Below are 16,214 nucleotides of genomic sequence, written 5' to 3'. Positions count from 1 at the left end.
CTTTATCAACCCCCGCATGTCGCAAGTCGCACCCGTCCCCGTTCCGCCGTCCTGGCCCTGGCCGCCGATGATTCGTGCCAGTGTCGGCTGGCATCTGCTCGCCGGCGGCGTCGCCGTGCTGGTGCCCGGTGCGGCGCCCTGGGCGATTGGCGGAATCGTGCTGAACCACGCGCTGATCACGGCGGCCGGCCTGACGCCGCGCAGCAGCCTGCTCGGGCCCAATGTCTCGCGGCTGCCGGCGGCCGCCGTGGCCCGGCGCGAAATCGCGATCACCATCGACGACGGCCCCGATCCGGAAGTCACACCGCAGGTGCTGGACCTGCTCGATGCGCAAGGCCAGCGCGCCACCTTCTTCTGCATCGCCGACCGCGTGCTCGAACACCCGGCGCTGGCACGCGAAATCGTCGCGCGCGGCCACAGCATCCAGAACCACACGGCGCGACATCGTCACAACTTCTCCTTCCTGGGCCCGCGCGGCTTTGCGAACGAGATCTCGCGTGCACAGCGCGTGCTGCAGGAGGTCACGGGCCAGCGCGCGACATGCTTCCGGGCGCCGGCAGGCTTGCGCAACCCGTTCCTCGGCCCGGTGCTGCATCGGCTGGGCCTCTCCCTGGTGAGCTGGACGCGCCGCGGCTTCGATACGCGCGAGGGCAATGCCGACACCGTGCTCGCGCGCCTGACACACAAACTGCAGGCCGGCGACATCCTGTTGCTGCACGACGGCCATGCCGCGCGCACCCCCGCGGGACGCGCCGTGGTGTTGGATGTATTGCCGCCCTTGCTGGCGAAGATCCGCGCCGAAGGCCTGCGGGCCGTGACTCTCCCGGAATCGTTCGCGGCATGAGCGCCCAGATCTCGACGGACGCCGCGTGGCGTCGACTGCACGAGCGCGCGACCGCGCCCTACAGGAAGGCCGGCAAGTTCGCCTGGCATTTCGCGCGCGGCAAGCTGGGGCGCGATCCAGTGTTTCGCGGGCTCATCGAACGCGGGCTGATCGGCGAGCGCCATGCGCGCGTGGTGGACATCGGTTGCGGGCAGGGTCTGTTCGTGAGCCTCCTGTCGGCCATGAGCGTCATGCAGTCGCGGGCGGACGAATGGCCCTCGAACTGGCCGATCATCCCAGCCGGCGCGCGTTATACGGGCATCGAGCTGATGCCGAAGGACGTGGCGCGGGCCGAGGCCTCGGTCGGGCATCTGCAACCCGAGCCGCGCTTCATCTGCGCCGACATGTGCACGGCCGAACTGCCGCCGACCGACCTCGTGGTGATCCTCGACGTGCTGCACTACGTCGACCTGGAAGCCCAGGAGGGTGTGCTGCGCCGTGTGCGCGATGCGCTCCAGGCGGGCGGGCGCTTGCTCCTGCGCGTCGGCGATGCGGACAGCCGCCGCGGCTTTGCGATCAGCCAGTGGGTCGACCGCACGGTGACGCGTGTTCGCGGGCATCGCGTGTCACCGACGTGGGGGCGCCCGCTCAAGGATTGGATGGCGCTGCTGCAGCGTCTCGGCTTCACCGTGCAGAGCATTCCGATGAGCAAGGGCACGCCCTTCGCCAATGTGCTGCTGGTGGCCGATCTCAAGGAAACGGAATGACTTCGCCACAGACACTCGACCGGGCCGGCATCGCCCGGCGCATCCCCCACAGCGGCACGATGTGCTTGCTGGAGCGCCTCGAATCATGGGATGTGAATGCCATCCACTGCACGACCGCTACGCACGCGCATGCGGACAATCCGTTGCGCACCGCGAGCGGCTTGCTCTCGCCGAACCTGATCGAATACGCGGCGCAGGCGATGGCACTGCATGGCGGGCTGCTCGCCGTGGAGGGCAGCGAGCCTTCGGCGGGCTTCCTGGCGAGTGCGCGCAACGTGCGGCTCTCGGTGGAGCGTATCGACGACATTGAAGGCACGCTGCACGTGCATGCCCAGCGGATCTCCGGCGACGTCAGCCAGATCCTTTATGAATTCGCGGTGAAGGACGCACACGATCGCTCGCTGGCCGAAGGCCGTGCGGTCGTCGTCCTGAACACACCGCTTGCCACGAAAGCTTCTTCATGAGTCTCACAGGAAAACGCGCACTGATCACGGGCGCCAGCGGCGCGTTGGGCGCGGCCATCGCGCAGCGCCTTGCACGTGACGGCGCCACCGTGCTGTTGCACGCCAACTCTCGTCCCGAATCCGTCGAGCAGTTGGCTGCGACGATCGCCGCTGCGGGCGGCAAGGCCGAGTGCGTGGTGTTCGACTTGCGCAGTGACGATGCGTCGCGCGCGGCCTGCGAGCGCATGCTCGAAGGCGGGCCGGTGCAGGTGATCGTGAACAACGCGGGCGTGCATGACGATGCGGTGCTTCCGGGCATGCAGCCGGAACAATGGCACAAGGTGATCGACGTGTCGCTCAACGGTTTCTTCCGCGTGACGCAGCCGTTGTTGTTGCCGATGCTTCGCACGCGCTGGGGGCGCATTCTGAACATCTCCTCGGTGGCGTCGTTGACGGGCAATCGGGGGCAAGTCAACTACGCTGCGGCCAAGGGAGCGCTCAACAGTGCGACGAAGGCGTTGTCGCTGGAAGTGGCTGCGCGTGGCGTGACGGTCAATGCCATTGCGCCGGGCATCATTGCCTCGCCGATGGCGGATGGGGTGTTTGATGCGGCGATGATCAATCAGATGGTGCCGGTGAAACGCGCCGGGAAGCCGGAAGAGGTGGCGGCGCTTGCTGGCTTTCTGGCGAGCGACGAGGCGGCGTATATCACTGGGCAGGTGATATCGATCAATGGCGGGATGATCTAGCGTTCGTGGGCGTCGTCGTCGGGCGGTGTGCCCGGTGCCGGCCGACGTCACCGGCCGCTTCGCGGCTTCCCTGCGCTGCTCGCGGTACGCGGGGTCCGCGCAAACTCACTCCACTTCGTTCCGTTCAGACACGCGCGGCCCTTTTTCCGCGTACCGCTGCGCTGCTCGGCGGTGCCTCAACGGCCGGCACCGGGCACACCGCCCGACGACGCTGGGACGCTGTGGTTGAACTGTCCGCCGCAACCGTTGTGATTGCGCGCAGGCTGCAACGTTAGAGACGCCCGCAACCGTTGTCCACTCACAGAGCCCGGTAGGCGGTGCGGGTTGGGCGACCCCTCTACGCCGCCGAAGCGCGCAGCTTCAGGCGGAAAAAGGGCCGCGCGTGTTTGAGCGAAGCGAGTTTGCGCGGACCCCGCCTGAAGCGAGCACTGCAGGGCAGCCCGAAGGGCCGGTGTAGCGGGGTCGACCGGCCCGCACCGCCTACCGGGCGCCCCCCCAAACGAAGCAGAAAACTCACCCCTGAAAAGGAGGCAACCCTCGCCCCTTGCGCCACAGCAACCCAGGCAGCCGCAACACAAACTCCACCATCAACCGCGCATGCATCCAGGTCAGCAGCACGTTATCCCGCCCATACCGAAAGTGCGAAACCCCGCCCTCTTCAGCAGTGAGGTATTTCACCGGCGCATCGATATTGACCGGCTTGACCCCCCGCCATGCCAACCGAACCACAGCTTCGGTATCGAAGTCGAAGCGCCGCATCCACGGCTGCCGCTTCATCACCGCGATCAGTTCAGCCACCGGATACACGCGAAACCCGTAGAGCGAATCGCCGATCCCCGCGAACAGCGTTTCAAGCTGAGTCCATCCATTGGAGACACGCCGCCCCCGCACCCGCAACAGCGGCGCGCTCGCATCGAACACAGGACGTCCCAGCACCATGGTCTCCGGCCGCGCCTTCGAAGCCTGCATGAAAGCCGGAATCAGATCCGCCGGATGCTGCCCGTCCGAATCCATCGTCAACGCATGCGTGAAGCCAGCCTCCTGCGCAGCACGCAGACCGTGAAGGACCGCCGCCCCCTTGCCCTGGTTTTCCGGCAACAACCAAACGCGCAGACCCGGGTCCGACGCCGCCATCTGCTGCAAGCGCTCGCCCGTGCCGTCAGTGCTTCCGTCCACCACCACCCACACAGGGTTCCATTCGGCACGCGCCGCACTCACCGTTGAGAACAGGCGTTCGCCCGTGTTGTAGCTGGGGATCAAGACAAGGTGGGTGCGCGAGACGTCTGGCATGCGGGCTGCGCGTCGGGCGCGCGCTGTTCCATGGATTGGCGAAAGTATTGTTCGATCTGCCGCAGCAGCGCGTCGCTGTCCTGCGTCGGTGCAAAGCGCTGGCCCAGCCTCAGCGTGAAAACGATAGGGAAGGGCGGCACGCGCCACAGCGGCCAGCCCTTGGCGAGATAAGGCGAATCCGTGTCGATGAACACCGTCTGGATCGGCGCCTGCGCCAGCTTCGCGATCAGCGTGACACCCGGCTTGAACCTGTTCAATGGAGGCGCCACCGTTCGCGTGCCCTCCGGAAAGATCACCAGCTGGCCACCCTTCTTCAGATCGTCCACCGCCAGCCGCACCATCGTCCGCGCCGAATCATTGCGGATGTAGCGCGCCAGACGCGCGCCCGCGCCGAGGAAGATGTTTCGCATCAAGTCTGCCTTCATGATGCAGGCGCTGCGCGGAAGGCGCGCCACCAGCAACAAGGCATCGAGCATGGTCGGATGATTCGCGACGACGATCAGCCCGCGCTCCTCCTTCAACGCGTCGAGGCAGGCAGCGTCGATGCGCATCATCCCGCTGGCCGACGCGGCCGCCCAGAAGAAGCGATAGGCGCGCGCGATCACCGCACGCCCCAGGGCACGGCCCGTCTCGACCGGCAGGACCGGGTAGAGCAACATCGCGACCAGGTTCCAGACCAGCGAAATGCTCCCGAGCAGCACCAGCAACGCGTAGAGGGGCAGCGCGAAGAGCAGGGAAAGCCCCAGACGAAGCAGCCGGTTCATCGCGCCCTCATGGCCTCAGGGATGCAAGGCGCCGCCGGCGACGGCATGCGCTTCGATCTCCACCAGCAGGTCCTGGCGGCAGATATCGGCTTCGAGGTAGACGGCATGGCTCACCGAGTGCGCGGCAGGGCCCAGCGCCTCTTCGAGCACTTGGCGCACCAGCGGCGCATCGGCCACATGGCGGACGTAGACCACGCAATCCAGTTTCGCCACGTCGAATCGCGCGCTCGTGCGCTCATTGGCCGCCGCGATCACTGCCGCAAGATTGCGAAGCGTTTCCTGGGTTTGCGAGATCACCTCGCCCACGTGCACCGTCTCGTGCCCGACGATGCTCGCCGTGCCCGAAATGAACAGCGCGACATCGCCGCCACCCAGTTCCGCCAGCGCGGCACGCGAGAAAGTCGGCGCGCGCGGGCCATAGGTGGTCGGATAGCGGTAGGCCGACACCTGCCGCGGGTTCTCGATGGGCAGCGGGGCGACGCGACCCGCCAGGAAGCGAATGCACAACGCGCCCTGGTGAATGCCGAGTGCACAGGCCGCAGGCGCACCTTCGAAGGCCGCCTGACCTGCCTGGACAAACGCCTCCTGGCGTCCGAGATTGAACTGCCGGTAGCGTTCGAGTCCGCCGCCGTCGCCGTTGATCTGCGGCAGGTAGTTCCACACGCGCAGCAGATGCGTGCAGCCCGTCTGTTCCAGCGCGGCGAAGAGATCGCGATAGGCCAGCTGGGCGAGCGCTGCGAGCCCCTGCTTCTCGACCGTTTCGTCGAGATCGATCGCGCCGAGCATCCAGTGCCCGTCGCAGCGCCAGCGCACGACGCCGGTCGTGCCGGACTCGACGTGTTCGCTGGCGTGCCATACGTCCGCCATCGCGCCCGCGTCGGAAAGCACCCGCGCATTCACGGTCGGCATCCATGCGAGATCGTCGGGTGTGCCGTAGCCCAGCGCGCCGAAGGGCGAGCGCCCGTTGGCGGCCATGGTCAGGCTTTCGGAGAGGGACACGCGCTCGACGCGCAGGGGCGGCGCCCCCAGGGGTACGCGCGCTGTCACTTGGCCTCGACGATGTTCTCGCCCGCAAGGAGCCCGAGGTCGCGGATGTTGCGTTGCCGTCGCCGCCACGCATCCCACGTCCGGCGCGGATGGCCGGCGGACACTGCGTAGTAGATGGTCTTCAGCACCCGCAGCGAGCGCCAGATGGGCGTCTTGCCGTGGATGTCGCCGGCCAGGAGTGACATCAGAGCTTCCTTTACCCGGAACGGGTTTTGGGGGTACATGAAAAAGTCGCGCATCGTCGGATTCGTGACGCGGAAGATGAACCACGAGAACTCGCGCGGCCCCTTACGCATGTCGCGCTCGAAGCGCTGGCGGGCCGCCGAGGCGACCTTCGCAGGCTGGTCCAGCGCCGCCGCCACGACGTCCGCGCCCTCGAAGGCACTGTGCATCGCGAGGTACACGCCCGACGAGAACACCGGATCGATGAACGTGAAGGCATCGCCCAGCATCAGGTAGCGCTCGCCGCTGCAATGCGTGCTGGTGTACGAATAGTTGCCGGTGGCGTAGACAGCGTCGTCGACCAGCGTGGCGTCCTTCAGGCGCTGGGCCAGCGGCTCGCACATCGCGATGGTGTCGGCAAAGAATTCCTTCAACGGCTTCGTGCGCGACTTGAGGTAGTAGGGCCAGCACACGGCGCCGATGCTGGTCGTGCCGTCGGCCAGCGGGATGTACCAGAACCAGCCATGCTGGAACCAGAAGATCGTGATGTTGCCTTCCAGCTTGCCCGGCTGGCGCTCCGCGTTGGTGAAGTGGCCGAAGAGCGCGGAGCTGTTGTGCCGTGGATTCTTCTGCTTGGCCTTGAACTTGTTCGACAGGAAGGTGTCGCGGCCCGAGGCGTCGATCACGAAGCGGGCGCGCCAGGTGCGCTGGGCACCATCGTCGAGCACCGCCTGCACGGTGGCGCCGTCATCGTCGAACTTCACGTCGCGGACGCGGCAGCCTTCGAGGGTCTCGGCGCCCTCGGCAGTGGCATGGCGGAACAGGATCTCGTCCATCTCGGAGCGCCGCACCTGCCATGCGTAGGGCATCGACTTGTCCCAGGCTTCGGCGAATTCGAGCCGGGTGACGTGATCGTGATCGGGCGACACGAACTCGACGCCCCACTTGGGCATGCCGATGCGTTCGATCTCGTCGCGCAGCCCCAGCTTGTCGAAGAGGGCCACATTGGCCGGCAGCAGCGACTCGCCGATGTGAAAGCGGGGGTGATGGGCTTTCTCCACCAGAACGACCTTGCGTCCTTGCCTGGCGAGCAGTGCGCCCGCGGTGGCGCCCGCCGGTCCGCCGCCGATCACGAGCACGTCGCACGCCTCCGACACAGGCGCGGAAGTTTCCGATTTAGTTATAGGGATATTCATGCGCGTCGGCGGGATTGATCAGGGGGGACCCCCCGAGTATCCCAAAAAGGCACTGGCGCTCCTGTCGGACGAACCCGGCCGTTGTGCGCGGCGGACAGTAAACTCGCTGCTTGCTTTTTGAAATCACAAGACTGCGAGAAACAGAGCCATGGCCGGACACAGCAAATGGGCAAACATCCAGCACCGGAAGGGCCGCCAGGACGAAAAACGCGGAAAGCTCTGGACCCGCGCCATCCGTGAAATCATGGTCGCCGCGCGCACCGGCGGCGGCGATCTCGGCGCCAACCCGCGCCTGAGACTGGCAGTCGAAAAGGCCAAGGCGGTCAACCTGCCCGCCGACACGGTCAAGCGCAACATCGACAAGGCCACCGGCAACCTCGAAGGCGTCAACTACGAGGAAATCCGCTACGAGGGCTACGGCATCGGCGGCGCGGCCATCATCGTCGACACCATGACCGACAACCGCGTGCGTACCGTGGCCGAGGTGCGCCATGCCTTCTCCAAGCACGGCGGCAACATGGGCACCGAAGGCTCGGTGGCCTTCCAGTTCAAGCATTGCGGGCAGTTCGTGTTCGCACCGGGCACGAGCGAAGACAAGGTGATGGAAGTGGCGCTGGACGCCGGTGCCGAGGACGTCGTCACCGATGACGACGGCGCGATCGAAGTGCTCACGGCGGTCGGCGACTTCGAGACCGTCAAGAACGCCCTCGAAGCCGCAGGCCTGAAGCCCGAGGTGGCCGAAGTCACCATGCGCGCCGAGAACACCATCGACCTTGCCGGCGAAGACGCCGCCCGGATGCAGAAGCTGCTCGACGTCCTGGAAGACCTGGACGACGTGCAGGATGTCTATCACAACGCAGCGCTGTCCGAATGACGGAAGCGCGAACGAAAGACTGCGAATGAAGGTACTGGTCATCGGGGGAGGGGGCCGCGAGCACGCACTGGCATGGCGGTTGGCGCAGTCGGATCGCGTATCGAGGATCTATGTCGCGCCCGGCAACGGCGGCACGCGCGCCGATTCGCGCTACGAGTGCGTCGACATCTCGGAACCTGCAGCGCTGCGAGCCTGGGCGCAGAAGGAAAAGATCGCGCTGACCGTGGTCGGCCCCGAGGCGCCGCTGGCTGCCGGCGTGGTCGACGAGTTCCGCGCGCATGGCCTGCGCATCTTCGGGCCGACCAAGGCCGCGGCGCAGCTCGAAAGCTCCAAGGCCTTCTCGAAGGCCTTCATGAAGCGGCACAACATCCCGACGGCCGAGTACGAGGCGTTCACCGATGCGGCCGCGGCGCACGCGTACGTCGATGCCAAGGGTGCGCCGATCGTGATCAAGGCCGATGGTCTTGCGGCGGGCAAGGGCGTCGTCGTCGCGACCACCCTGGCCGAAGCGCACGAGGCGATCGATTTCATGCTGCTGGACAACAAGTTCGGCGTGTCCCACAACGAGGGCGGCGCGCGGGTCGTCATCGAGGAATTCCTGCAAGGCGAGGAAGCCAGCTTCATCGTGCTGTGCGATGGAAAGAACGTCACCGCGCTGGCCACCAGCCAGGACCACAAGCGCCTGCTCGACGGTGATGAAGGTCCGAACACCGGCGGCATGGGCGCCTATTCGCCGGCGCCGGTGGTGACGGCCGAGGTGCACGCGCGCGCCATGCGTGAGATCATCCTGCCGACGATCCGCGGCATGGAGAAGGACGGCATCCCCTACACCGGCTTCCTCTATGCCGGTCTCATGATCGACGCGGCCGGCCATCCGAAGACGCTCGAATTCAACTGCCGCATGGGCGACCCCGAGACACAGCCGATCATGCTGCGGCTCAAGTCCGACCTGTTCGAGGTGTTCTGGCATGCGACCGACGGCACGCTCGACCAGGTCGAGCTCGACTGGGACCGCCGCGTCGCGCTCGGCGTGGTGATGGCGGCCCATGGTTACCCGCTCGATCCGCGCAAGGGCGACCGCATCACCGGCATCCCGCCCGAAGCGCCGGACGCGCTGGTGTTCCACGCGGGCACGACACTCGACGGCGGCGAACTCAAGACCAGCGGCGGTCGCGTGCTGTGCGTGACCGTGCTGGCCGACAGCGTCAAGCAGGCACAGCAACGGGCCTACGCTGTCGCGGCGCGCATCCAGTTCGACGGTGCGCAATACCGCAAGGACATCGGGCACCGCGCCGTCCACGCGCGCGGTTCGCAGGCTTGATGCAGAGCTTGCCTGGCACAAGCCCGCAAGAGGTCGGCACCTACCTGCGCGGCCTGCAGCAGCAAATCGTCGCGGCGGTCGAGGCAGCGGACGGCGGCCAGAGCGTCCGCGACGAGTGGCGCAAGGCGCCCGACGAGCCATTGCAGGGCAGCGGCCTGACCTGCATTCTCGAAGGCGGTTCGTTGTTCGAACGTGCCGGGTGCGGGTTCTCGCAGGTGCAGGGGCCCCGGCTGCCGCCTTCGGCGACGCAGCATCGCCCTGAACTTGCGGGCGCGCCTTTCGAGGCCATGGGTGTCTCGCTGGTCTTCCACCCCCGCAATCCCTACGTGCCGACCGTTCACATGAACGTGCGGATGCTGGCGGCGTTGCCGCAGGATGCGGCCCCTGTCTGCTGGTTCGGCGGCGGCATGGACCTCACGCCCTACTACGGCTTCGAGGAAGACGCGGTGCATTTCCACCGGGCATGCCGGGATGCGCTGGCGCCGTTCGGGGAAGACAAGTACCCGCGCTTCAAGCAATGGTGCGACGAGTACTTCGTGCTGAAACACCGCAACGAGCAGCGCGGCGTCGGCGGTGTGTTCTTCGATGATTTCTCCGAACTCGGCTTCGAGCGGAGTTTCGCGATGCTGCGCTCGGTGGGCGATGCCTTCCTGCCCGCTTACCTGCCCATCGTGGCGCAACGTCGCGACACGCCCTATGGCGAGCGCGAGCGCGAGTTCCAGCTTTACCGGCGCGGGCGCTATGTCGAGTTCAACCTGGTGTGGGATCGCGGCACGCACTTCGGCCTGCAGTCGGGCGGGCGTACCGAGTCGATCCTGCTCTCCATGCCGCCGCTCGCAAGCTGGGCCTACCGCAAGGAGCCCGAGCCGGGAAGCGCGGAGGCGGCACTCTACAGCGATTTCCTCGTGCGTCGCGAATGGCTCTGAACAAGCCACGGCTCGGCATCTTCGGCGGGGCCTTCGATCCGCCGCACGACGCGCACGTGGCGCTGGTCCGGGCGGCGCTGGCGCAACTCGATCTGGCCGAGTTGCGCGTCTTCCCGACGGGGCAGGCATGGCACAAGGATCGCGTGCTGAGCGCCGCCGATGACCGTCTTGCGATGGCGCGACTGGCCTTCGATGGCAACGCGAAGACCGTCGTCGACGCGCGCGAGATCTTGCGTGCCGGGCCCACCTACACCCTCGACACCCTGCGCGAACTGCAACGCGAGCAGCCTGCCGCGCAACTGGTGCTGATCATGGGCGCGGACCAGGCATCGTCATTGCCGCGCTGGCACGGCTGGGAGGAGATTCTCTCGACCGCTATAATTTCCGTAGCATTTCGCGCAACATCCATGGGCTCTGCCGGTTCATTCGACCCCAGCACCCTGCCGTCCCTCCCTCCTGCCGCGCGATTCGAAAAGCTCGAACTCCCGCCGATGGACACCAGCGCGACCGACATCCGGGCGCGCGCAGCGCGTGGCGAAGACCTCGACGGTCTGGTTCCGCCGGCGGTTGCACGCTATATTGACCAACACCACCTCTACCGCTCCACCTGATGACCACTGAAGCCGCCGCCAAGAAAGACACCCAGAAACTCCAGAGAGCCATCATCGATGGCCTCGAGGACGTCAAGGCGCAGGACATCCAGGTATTCGACACCGAGCATCTCTCCCCGCTGTTCGAGCGTGTGATCGTCGCCTCGGGCACCTCCAACCGCCAGACCAAGGCATTGGCCGCCAGCGTGCGCGATGCGGTGCGCGAGGCAGGGTTCGGCAAGCCGCGGGTGGAGGGTGAGGCCAACGGCGAGTGGATCATCGTCGACTGCGGTTCGGCGGTGGCGCACATCATGCAGCCGGCCATCCGCCAGTACTACCACCTCGAGGAGATCTGGGGCGACAAGCCGGTGCGCACCAAGCTGGGCGCAACGAAACCCACCGTCGCCAAGGCCACGGAAGAGAAGGCGCCGGCTGCGAAGAACACGTCCCTGCGCCGCTCTAGTGCCGCGAAGACGGCGATCCGGGCCGCCGAGCAGGAGGCCAAGCAACAGAAGGCGCCTGCCAGGAAGACTCCGGCCAAGAAGGTAGCAGCACCGAAGCCGGTGAAGACGGTGGTGGTGAACAAGGCGCCCGCCAAGAAAACCGCGGCATCGAAGAAGGCTGCGCCCGCGGTCAGGAAGCCCGCGCGCAAGACCGCCTCCGCCCGGTCATGAAGCTCCTGGTGGTCGCAGTCGGGCAGCGCATGCCCGACTGGGCGCAGACCGCCTGGGACGATTACGCCAAGCGCTTTCCGCCCGAACTCAAGCTCGAACTGCGCGCCGTCAAGACCGAGCCGCGCGGCTCGAAGACGCTCGAAACCCTGTATGCCGCCGAACGCGAGCGGATCGAGTCCGCCATCGCGAAAGGCATGCGCATCGTCGCCCTGGACGAGCGCGGCACCGCCCTCACCACCAAGGCGCTCGCCGCGCGGCTGCAAGCGTGGCAGGGCGAGGGCGACGACGTCGCCCTGGTGATCGGCGGACCCGACGGCCTCGATCCGGCCTTCAAGGCTGCCGCCAACGAACGCATCCGGCTCTCCGACCTGACCCTGCCGCATGCGATGGCCCGGGTGCTGCTGGTCGAGCAGCTGTATCGGGCGTGGTCGGTCAATGCCGGTCATCCGTATCACCGCGAATGAGCGCCGAATTCATCTATCTCGCGTCGCAAAGCCCACGCCGCGCGCAGTTGCTGGGGCAGCTTGGCGTCCGCCATGAACTCCTGCTGGCCGCGCCCGACGAGGACGCCGAGGCATTGGAAGCCGTGCTGCAGGGCGAAGCGCCGACGGCCTACGTGCAGCGGGTCACCGGGCTCAAGCTCGACGCGGCCGTGGCGCGGCATGGGCGGTTGGGTCTGCCTGCAGCGCCCATCCTCTGCGCCGACACCACCGTCGCCCTCGGCCGCGAAATCCTGGGCAAGCCCGAGGACGAGCGCGACGCCGAGCGGATGCTCGACATGCTCTCCGGCCGTACGCACCGGGTGATGACCGCCATCGCGCTGCAGGACGGCGGCAAGCGGCTCGCGGCGCTCAATGTCTCGCATGTCCGATTCGCCGAGGTCGACAAGCCGCGGATCGCGGACTACGTCGCCAGCGGCGAGCCGCTCGGCAAGGCCGGCGCGTACGCGATCCAGGGCAGGGCGGCGGCCTTCATCGAACACATCAGCGGCTCGCATTCGGGCATCATGGGCCTCCCGATGTTCGAGACTGCCCAGTTGCTGCGCCAGGCCGGCTTCAGGCTCTAAGAAAACAGATGCAAGACATCCTGATCAACTGGTCCCCCCAGGAGACCCGAGTGGCGCTGGTCGAGCACGGCGCCGTGCAGGAGCTGCACGTCGAGCGTACGCTGGAACGCGGGCTGGTCGGCAACATCTATCTGGGCAAGGTCTCGCGCGTGCTGCCGGGAATGCAGTCGGCCTTCATCGACATCGGGCTCGACCGCACCGCCTTCCTGCACGTGGCCGACATCGTGGCCCCTTTCACGCCCGGATCACGACCGAGTGCGGTTGCACCGGATCGCGACCACCGCAATGGCGGCGCGATGGTGCCGATCGAGAAGCAAGTGTTCGAAGGGCAGTCGCTGCTGGTGCAGGTGATCAAGGATCCGATCGGCACCAAGGGCGCGCGCCTGTCGACGCAGATCAGCATAGCCGGGCGCTTGCTCGTCTTCCTGCCGCAGGACAACCACGTCGGCGTGTCCCAGAAGATCCCGCCGGATCTGCGCGATGCGCTGCGCACGCGCATGCAGGCGCTGATCGAGGCGGCAGCCGCGGCCGACAGCGGGGGCGTGGTGCCTGCGAACACGGGTGGCTTCATCCTGCGCACCAACGGCGAGGATTCCAGCGACGCCGAACTGGCCGAGGACATTGCCTACCTGCGCAAGATGTGGTCGCGCATCCGCGAACTCTCGTCGCGCATGCCGCCCATGTCGCTCCTGCATCAGGACCTGAGCCTGCTGCAACGCGTGCTGCGCGACATGACCAGCGAGGACACGCAGACGATCCGCATCGATTCGCGCGAGCAGTTTGATTCGCTGCTCAAGTTCGGGCTCGAATTCATGCCGCAGGCGGCCGGCAAGCTGCAGCTCTACAAGGGCGAGCGGCCGATCTTCGACCTCTATTCGATCGATGAGGAAATCGCCAAAGCCTTGGGGCGCCGGGTCGACCTGAAGTCGGGCGGCTACCTGGTGGTCGACCAGACCGAGGCCCTGACCACGGTCGACGTGAACACCGGCGGCTTCGTGGGTGCGCGCAACTTCGACGACACCATCTTCAAGACCAATCTCGAAGCGGCACAAGCCATTGCGCGGCAGCTTCGGCTGCGCAACCTGGGCGGGATCATCATCGTCGACTTCATCGACATGGCGCGCGACGACCACCGCGAGCAGGTGCTGGCGGAGTTTCGCAAGCAACTGGCGCGCGACCGCGTGAAGACGACGGCCGGCGGATTCTCGCAACTGGGACTGGTCGAGATGACGCGCAAGCGCACGCGAGAATCGCTGGCGCACATGCTGTGCGAACCTTGCCTCGCCTGCGCGGGGCAGGGGATTGTCAAGACGGCGCGCAGCGTGGCCTACGACGTGCTGCGCGAGATCCTGCGCGAGGCGCGCCAGTTCACGCCGCGCGAGTTCCGCATCGTGTCGTCGCCGCAGGTGATCGAGCTGTTCCTGGACGAGGAAAGCCAGCATCTCGCCGGGCTGAGCGACTTCATTGGCAAGCCGATTTCGCTCCAGGCGGAGCCCGCGATGGGCCAAGGCCAGTACGACATCGTTCTCCTCTAGCTCGCCCCCAGGCTGCGCGCACTTCTGTCTGCAACTCGCCCCCAGGCTGCGCGCACTACGTGTCGCTCCGCCAACCCCCTGCCGGGGGCGGGCCGGCCGCTTCGGGCGGCCGGGCGCGGCGGCCCCTGCGAATCGGGGCTGACTGCGTTTTCTAGAGCGTGGGGTCTTGGCCGGGCTTGGCGCCTCTGACGGCCAGGTTTTGCAGGCGGGCGTAGAGGCCGTCGAGCGCCATCAGCTGCGCGTGGCTGCCTTGTTCGGCGATGCGGCCGTGGTCCATGACGACGATGCGGTCGGCGTGCTGGATGGTCGACAGGCGGTGCGCGACGATCAGGGTCGTGCGGCCCTGCATCAGGCGTTGAAGGGCTTCCTGTACCAGCCGTTCGGATTCGGTGTCGAGTGCGGAGGTGGCCTCGTCCAGCAAGAGGATCGGCGCGTCCTTGTAGAGGGCGCGCGCGATGGCGAGGCGCTGGCGCTGGCCGCCGGAGAGCTGGGTCGCGTTGTGGCCGAGGACGGTGTCGATGCCCTGCGGCAGGCTGTCGACATGCACCGTCAGATTGGCTGCGGCGACGCACTGGTTGATGCGGTCGCGGTCGATGCGGGCACCGAGCGCCACATTGGCCGCGAGCGTGTCGTTCAGCATCACGACGTCCTGGCTCACCATCGCGAACTGGGCGCGCAGGCTCTGGAGCTTCCACTCGCCGATGTCGTGGCCGTCGAGCAGTACCCGGCCCGTGCTCGGCAACACGAAGCGCGGCAGCAGGTTGACGAGCGTGGTCTTTCCCGAGCCGGATGGGCCGACGAAGGCCACGGTCTCGCCGGGTTCGATCGTCAGGTCGACGTCGTCGAGTGCCCGGGCCTCGTCCTCGCCGCGGTAGTTGACGCGCACCTTGCGCAGTTCGATGTGTCCCTTGGCGCGGTCCGCCTCGTGGCGCCCCTGGGGCTCGGCGCCGACGCTGTCGACCAGTTCGAGCCCGCGCTCAAGCGCCGCAAGGCCGCGCGTGATCGGATTGGCCATGTCGGCGAGACGGCGAATCGGCGCGATGAGCATCAGCATCGCCGCGATGTAGGCGACGAAGCCGCCGACGGTCAGGCCCTGCTCGTTGCTCTGCCACAGGGCGATCACCACCACCACCGACAACGCGACCGCGGCGAGCAGTTGCGTGAGCGGCGTCATCGCGGCGGACGCGATGGTCGACTTCACCGCGAGCCGGTTGAGGCTGTGGCTCAGGCGCTCGAAGCGGTCCGTCTGGCTGGCCTCGGCGTTGTGCAGTCGCACCACGCGATGCGCCAGCACGTTCTCCTCGACCACGTAGGCGAGTTCGTCGGTGGCGATCTGGCCCAGCCGGGTGAGGTGGTAGAGGCGCTTGGAGAGCACCTTCATGATCCAGCCGACGCCGGGAACGAGGACGCCGACGATCAGCGTGAGCTTCCAGTTCAGGTAGAGCAGGTAGAACAGCAGCGCGATCAACGTCAGGCCGTCGCGCGACAGCCCCAGCAGGGCCTGCACCAGCAGCATGCCGCCGGTCTGGACCTCGTACACGACGGTGTTCGAGAGCGTGCTGGCGGACTGGCGCGAGAACAGGGCGAGTTCGGCCGAGAGCAGCTTCTGGAACAGCATGCGCCGAAGCCGCTGCATCCCTTCATTGGCTATGCGCGCGAGTGCGTATTGCGAAATGAACTGCGCGAGCCCGCGTACCGCGAACAGGAGGATCATCGCCACGGGCACGATCCACAATGCGAGTTGCCCGCGCGTGAAGCCGCGGTCGAGTAGCGGCTTGACGAGCGCCGGCATCAGCGGTTCGGTGAGCGCCGCGATGAGCGCAGTGAAAAATCCGAGAGCCCACCAGCGGCGCGAGCCACCGAACCAGGTCATCAGGCGCGCGAGTCGTCGCGTCAAGGGGGGGCGCGCTTCTTCGGCGGCGGGGGAGGGCTGCATGGCGGCGCATTCTACGGGCGCGCCATGTGTAGGACCGGGCCGGTTCATACA

The 16,214-nt window shown here is 67.0% G+C and carries 17 protein-coding genes; 12 read left to right on the top strand and 5 right to left on the bottom strand.

Annotation, left to right across the window (positions count from 1 at the left end; all coding sequences use genetic code 11):
- Nucleotides 1–16 precede the first annotated feature (16 nt).
- Genes ACSFBL_RS14930 through fabG form a run of 4 tightly spaced genes read left to right on the top strand, consistent with a single transcriptional unit; the run spans nt 17 to nt 2,782 of the window.
- Complete coding sequence (locus ACSFBL_RS14930; RefSeq protein ID WP_435516941.1) at nt 17–844, top strand: polysaccharide deacetylase family protein; 828 nt, start codon at nt 17–19, stop codon at nt 842–844.
- On the top strand, nt 841–1,590 hold the full coding sequence (locus ACSFBL_RS14925; protein ID WP_435516572.1) for a class I SAM-dependent methyltransferase: 750 nt from the start codon (nt 841–843) through the stop codon (nt 1,588–1,590). Before ACSFBL_RS14930 ends, ACSFBL_RS14925 begins: the two co-directional genes overlap by 4 nt.
- Nucleotides 1,587–2,054 (top strand): hotdog family protein, encoded by a 468-nt coding sequence (locus ACSFBL_RS14920; protein WP_435516571.1) that lies wholly within the window; start codon nt 1,587–1,589, stop codon nt 2,052–2,054. Before ACSFBL_RS14925 ends, ACSFBL_RS14920 begins: the two co-directional genes overlap by 4 nt.
- Nucleotides 2,051–2,782, top strand: coding sequence for a 3-oxoacyl-ACP reductase FabG (fabG, locus tag ACSFBL_RS14915; RefSeq protein ID WP_435516570.1), 732 nt, complete (start codon nt 2,051–2,053; stop codon nt 2,780–2,782). Before ACSFBL_RS14920 ends, fabG begins: the two co-directional genes overlap by 4 nt.
- Nucleotides 2,783–3,295: 513 nt before the next feature.
- On the opposite strand, the gene ACSFBL_RS14910 is transcribed toward fabG, so the two are convergent.
- Genes ACSFBL_RS14910 through ACSFBL_RS14895 form a run of 4 tightly spaced genes read right to left on the bottom strand, consistent with a single transcriptional unit; the run spans nt 3,296 to nt 7,241 of the window.
- Nucleotides 3,296–4,072, bottom strand: a complete 777-nt coding sequence (locus tag ACSFBL_RS14910; protein ID WP_435516569.1) for a glycosyltransferase family 2 protein — start codon at nt 4,070–4,072, stop codon at nt 3,296–3,298.
- Complete coding sequence (locus ACSFBL_RS14905; RefSeq protein WP_435516568.1) at nt 4,039–4,836, bottom strand: lysophospholipid acyltransferase family protein; 798 nt, start codon at nt 4,834–4,836, stop codon at nt 4,039–4,041. Before ACSFBL_RS14905 ends, ACSFBL_RS14910 begins: the two co-directional genes overlap by 34 nt.
- Nucleotides 4,837–4,851: 15 nt before the next feature.
- Entirely contained in the window at nt 4,852–5,883 is a 1,032-nt protein-coding gene (locus ACSFBL_RS14900) for a chorismate transformation FkbO/Hyg5 family protein (RefSeq protein ID WP_435516567.1), read from the bottom strand.
- Nucleotides 5,880–7,241 carry an NAD(P)/FAD-dependent oxidoreductase gene (locus ACSFBL_RS14895; RefSeq protein ID WP_435516566.1) on the bottom strand — a complete coding sequence of 454 codons (1,362 nt, stop codon included), beginning with the start codon at nt 7,239–7,241 and terminating at the stop codon, nt 5,880–5,882. Before ACSFBL_RS14895 ends, ACSFBL_RS14900 begins: the two co-directional genes overlap by 4 nt.
- Nucleotides 7,242–7,389: 148 nt before the next feature.
- On the opposite strand from ACSFBL_RS14895, the gene ACSFBL_RS14890 reads away from it, so the two are divergent.
- The 8 genes from ACSFBL_RS14890 to rng are packed head-to-tail and all read left to right on the top strand — an operon-like array spanning nt 7,390 to nt 14,227.
- Entirely contained in the window at nt 7,390–8,115 is a 726-nt protein-coding gene (locus tag ACSFBL_RS14890; RefSeq protein ID WP_435516565.1) for a YebC/PmpR family DNA-binding transcriptional regulator, read from the top strand.
- Between the two features lie 25 nt (nt 8,116–8,140).
- Entirely contained in the window at nt 8,141–9,436 is a 1,296-nt protein-coding gene (purD, locus tag ACSFBL_RS14885; protein ID WP_435516564.1) for a phosphoribosylamine--glycine ligase, read from the top strand.
- Complete coding sequence (hemF, locus tag ACSFBL_RS14880; RefSeq protein ID WP_435516563.1) at nt 9,436–10,362, top strand: oxygen-dependent coproporphyrinogen oxidase; 927 nt, start codon at nt 9,436–9,438, stop codon at nt 10,360–10,362. Before purD ends, hemF begins: the two co-directional genes overlap by 1 nt.
- Nucleotides 10,353–10,973 (top strand): nicotinate (nicotinamide) nucleotide adenylyltransferase, encoded by a 621-nt coding sequence (gene nadD / locus ACSFBL_RS14875; protein WP_435516562.1) that lies wholly within the window; start codon nt 10,353–10,355, stop codon nt 10,971–10,973. Before hemF ends, nadD begins: the two co-directional genes overlap by 10 nt.
- Nucleotides 10,973–11,626 carry a ribosome silencing factor gene (gene rsfS / locus ACSFBL_RS14870; RefSeq protein WP_435516561.1) on the top strand — a complete coding sequence of 218 codons (654 nt, stop codon included), beginning with the start codon at nt 10,973–10,975 and terminating at the stop codon, nt 11,624–11,626. The genes nadD and rsfS overlap by 1 nt, the downstream gene beginning before the upstream one ends.
- On the top strand, nt 11,623–12,090 hold the full coding sequence (gene rlmH / locus ACSFBL_RS14865) for a 23S rRNA (pseudouridine(1915)-N(3))-methyltransferase RlmH (protein ID WP_435516560.1): 468 nt from the start codon (nt 11,623–11,625) through the stop codon (nt 12,088–12,090). Before rsfS ends, rlmH begins: the two co-directional genes overlap by 4 nt.
- A complete protein-coding gene (locus tag ACSFBL_RS14860; protein ID WP_435516559.1) occupies nt 12,087–12,692 on the top strand; it encodes a Maf family protein in 606 nt (201 codons plus the stop codon). Before rlmH ends, ACSFBL_RS14860 begins: the two co-directional genes overlap by 4 nt.
- Before the next feature lie 8 nt (nt 12,693–12,700).
- The gene (rng, locus tag ACSFBL_RS14855) at nt 12,701–14,227 is read left to right on the top strand and encodes a ribonuclease G (protein WP_435516558.1); all 1,527 of its coding nucleotides are present in this window, start codon (nt 12,701–12,703) and stop codon (nt 14,225–14,227) included.
- 151 nt (nt 14,228–14,378) lie between these two features.
- Here rng and msbA read toward each other — a convergent pair whose 3' ends face one another.
- On the bottom strand, nt 14,379–16,163 hold the full coding sequence (gene msbA, locus ACSFBL_RS14850; protein WP_435516557.1) for a lipid A export permease/ATP-binding protein MsbA: 1,785 nt from the start codon (nt 16,161–16,163) through the stop codon (nt 14,379–14,381).
- Nucleotides 16,164–16,214 lie beyond the last annotated feature (51 nt).

The sequence above is a fragment of the Variovorax glacialis genome, from assembly GCF_051216375.1.
Taxonomy (GTDB): domain Bacteria; phylum Pseudomonadota; class Gammaproteobacteria; order Burkholderiales; family Burkholderiaceae_C; genus Variovorax.
The sequence above is the reverse complement of the archived record's forward strand: the minus strand, read 5'-3'. Positions and strand labels throughout refer to the sequence as shown.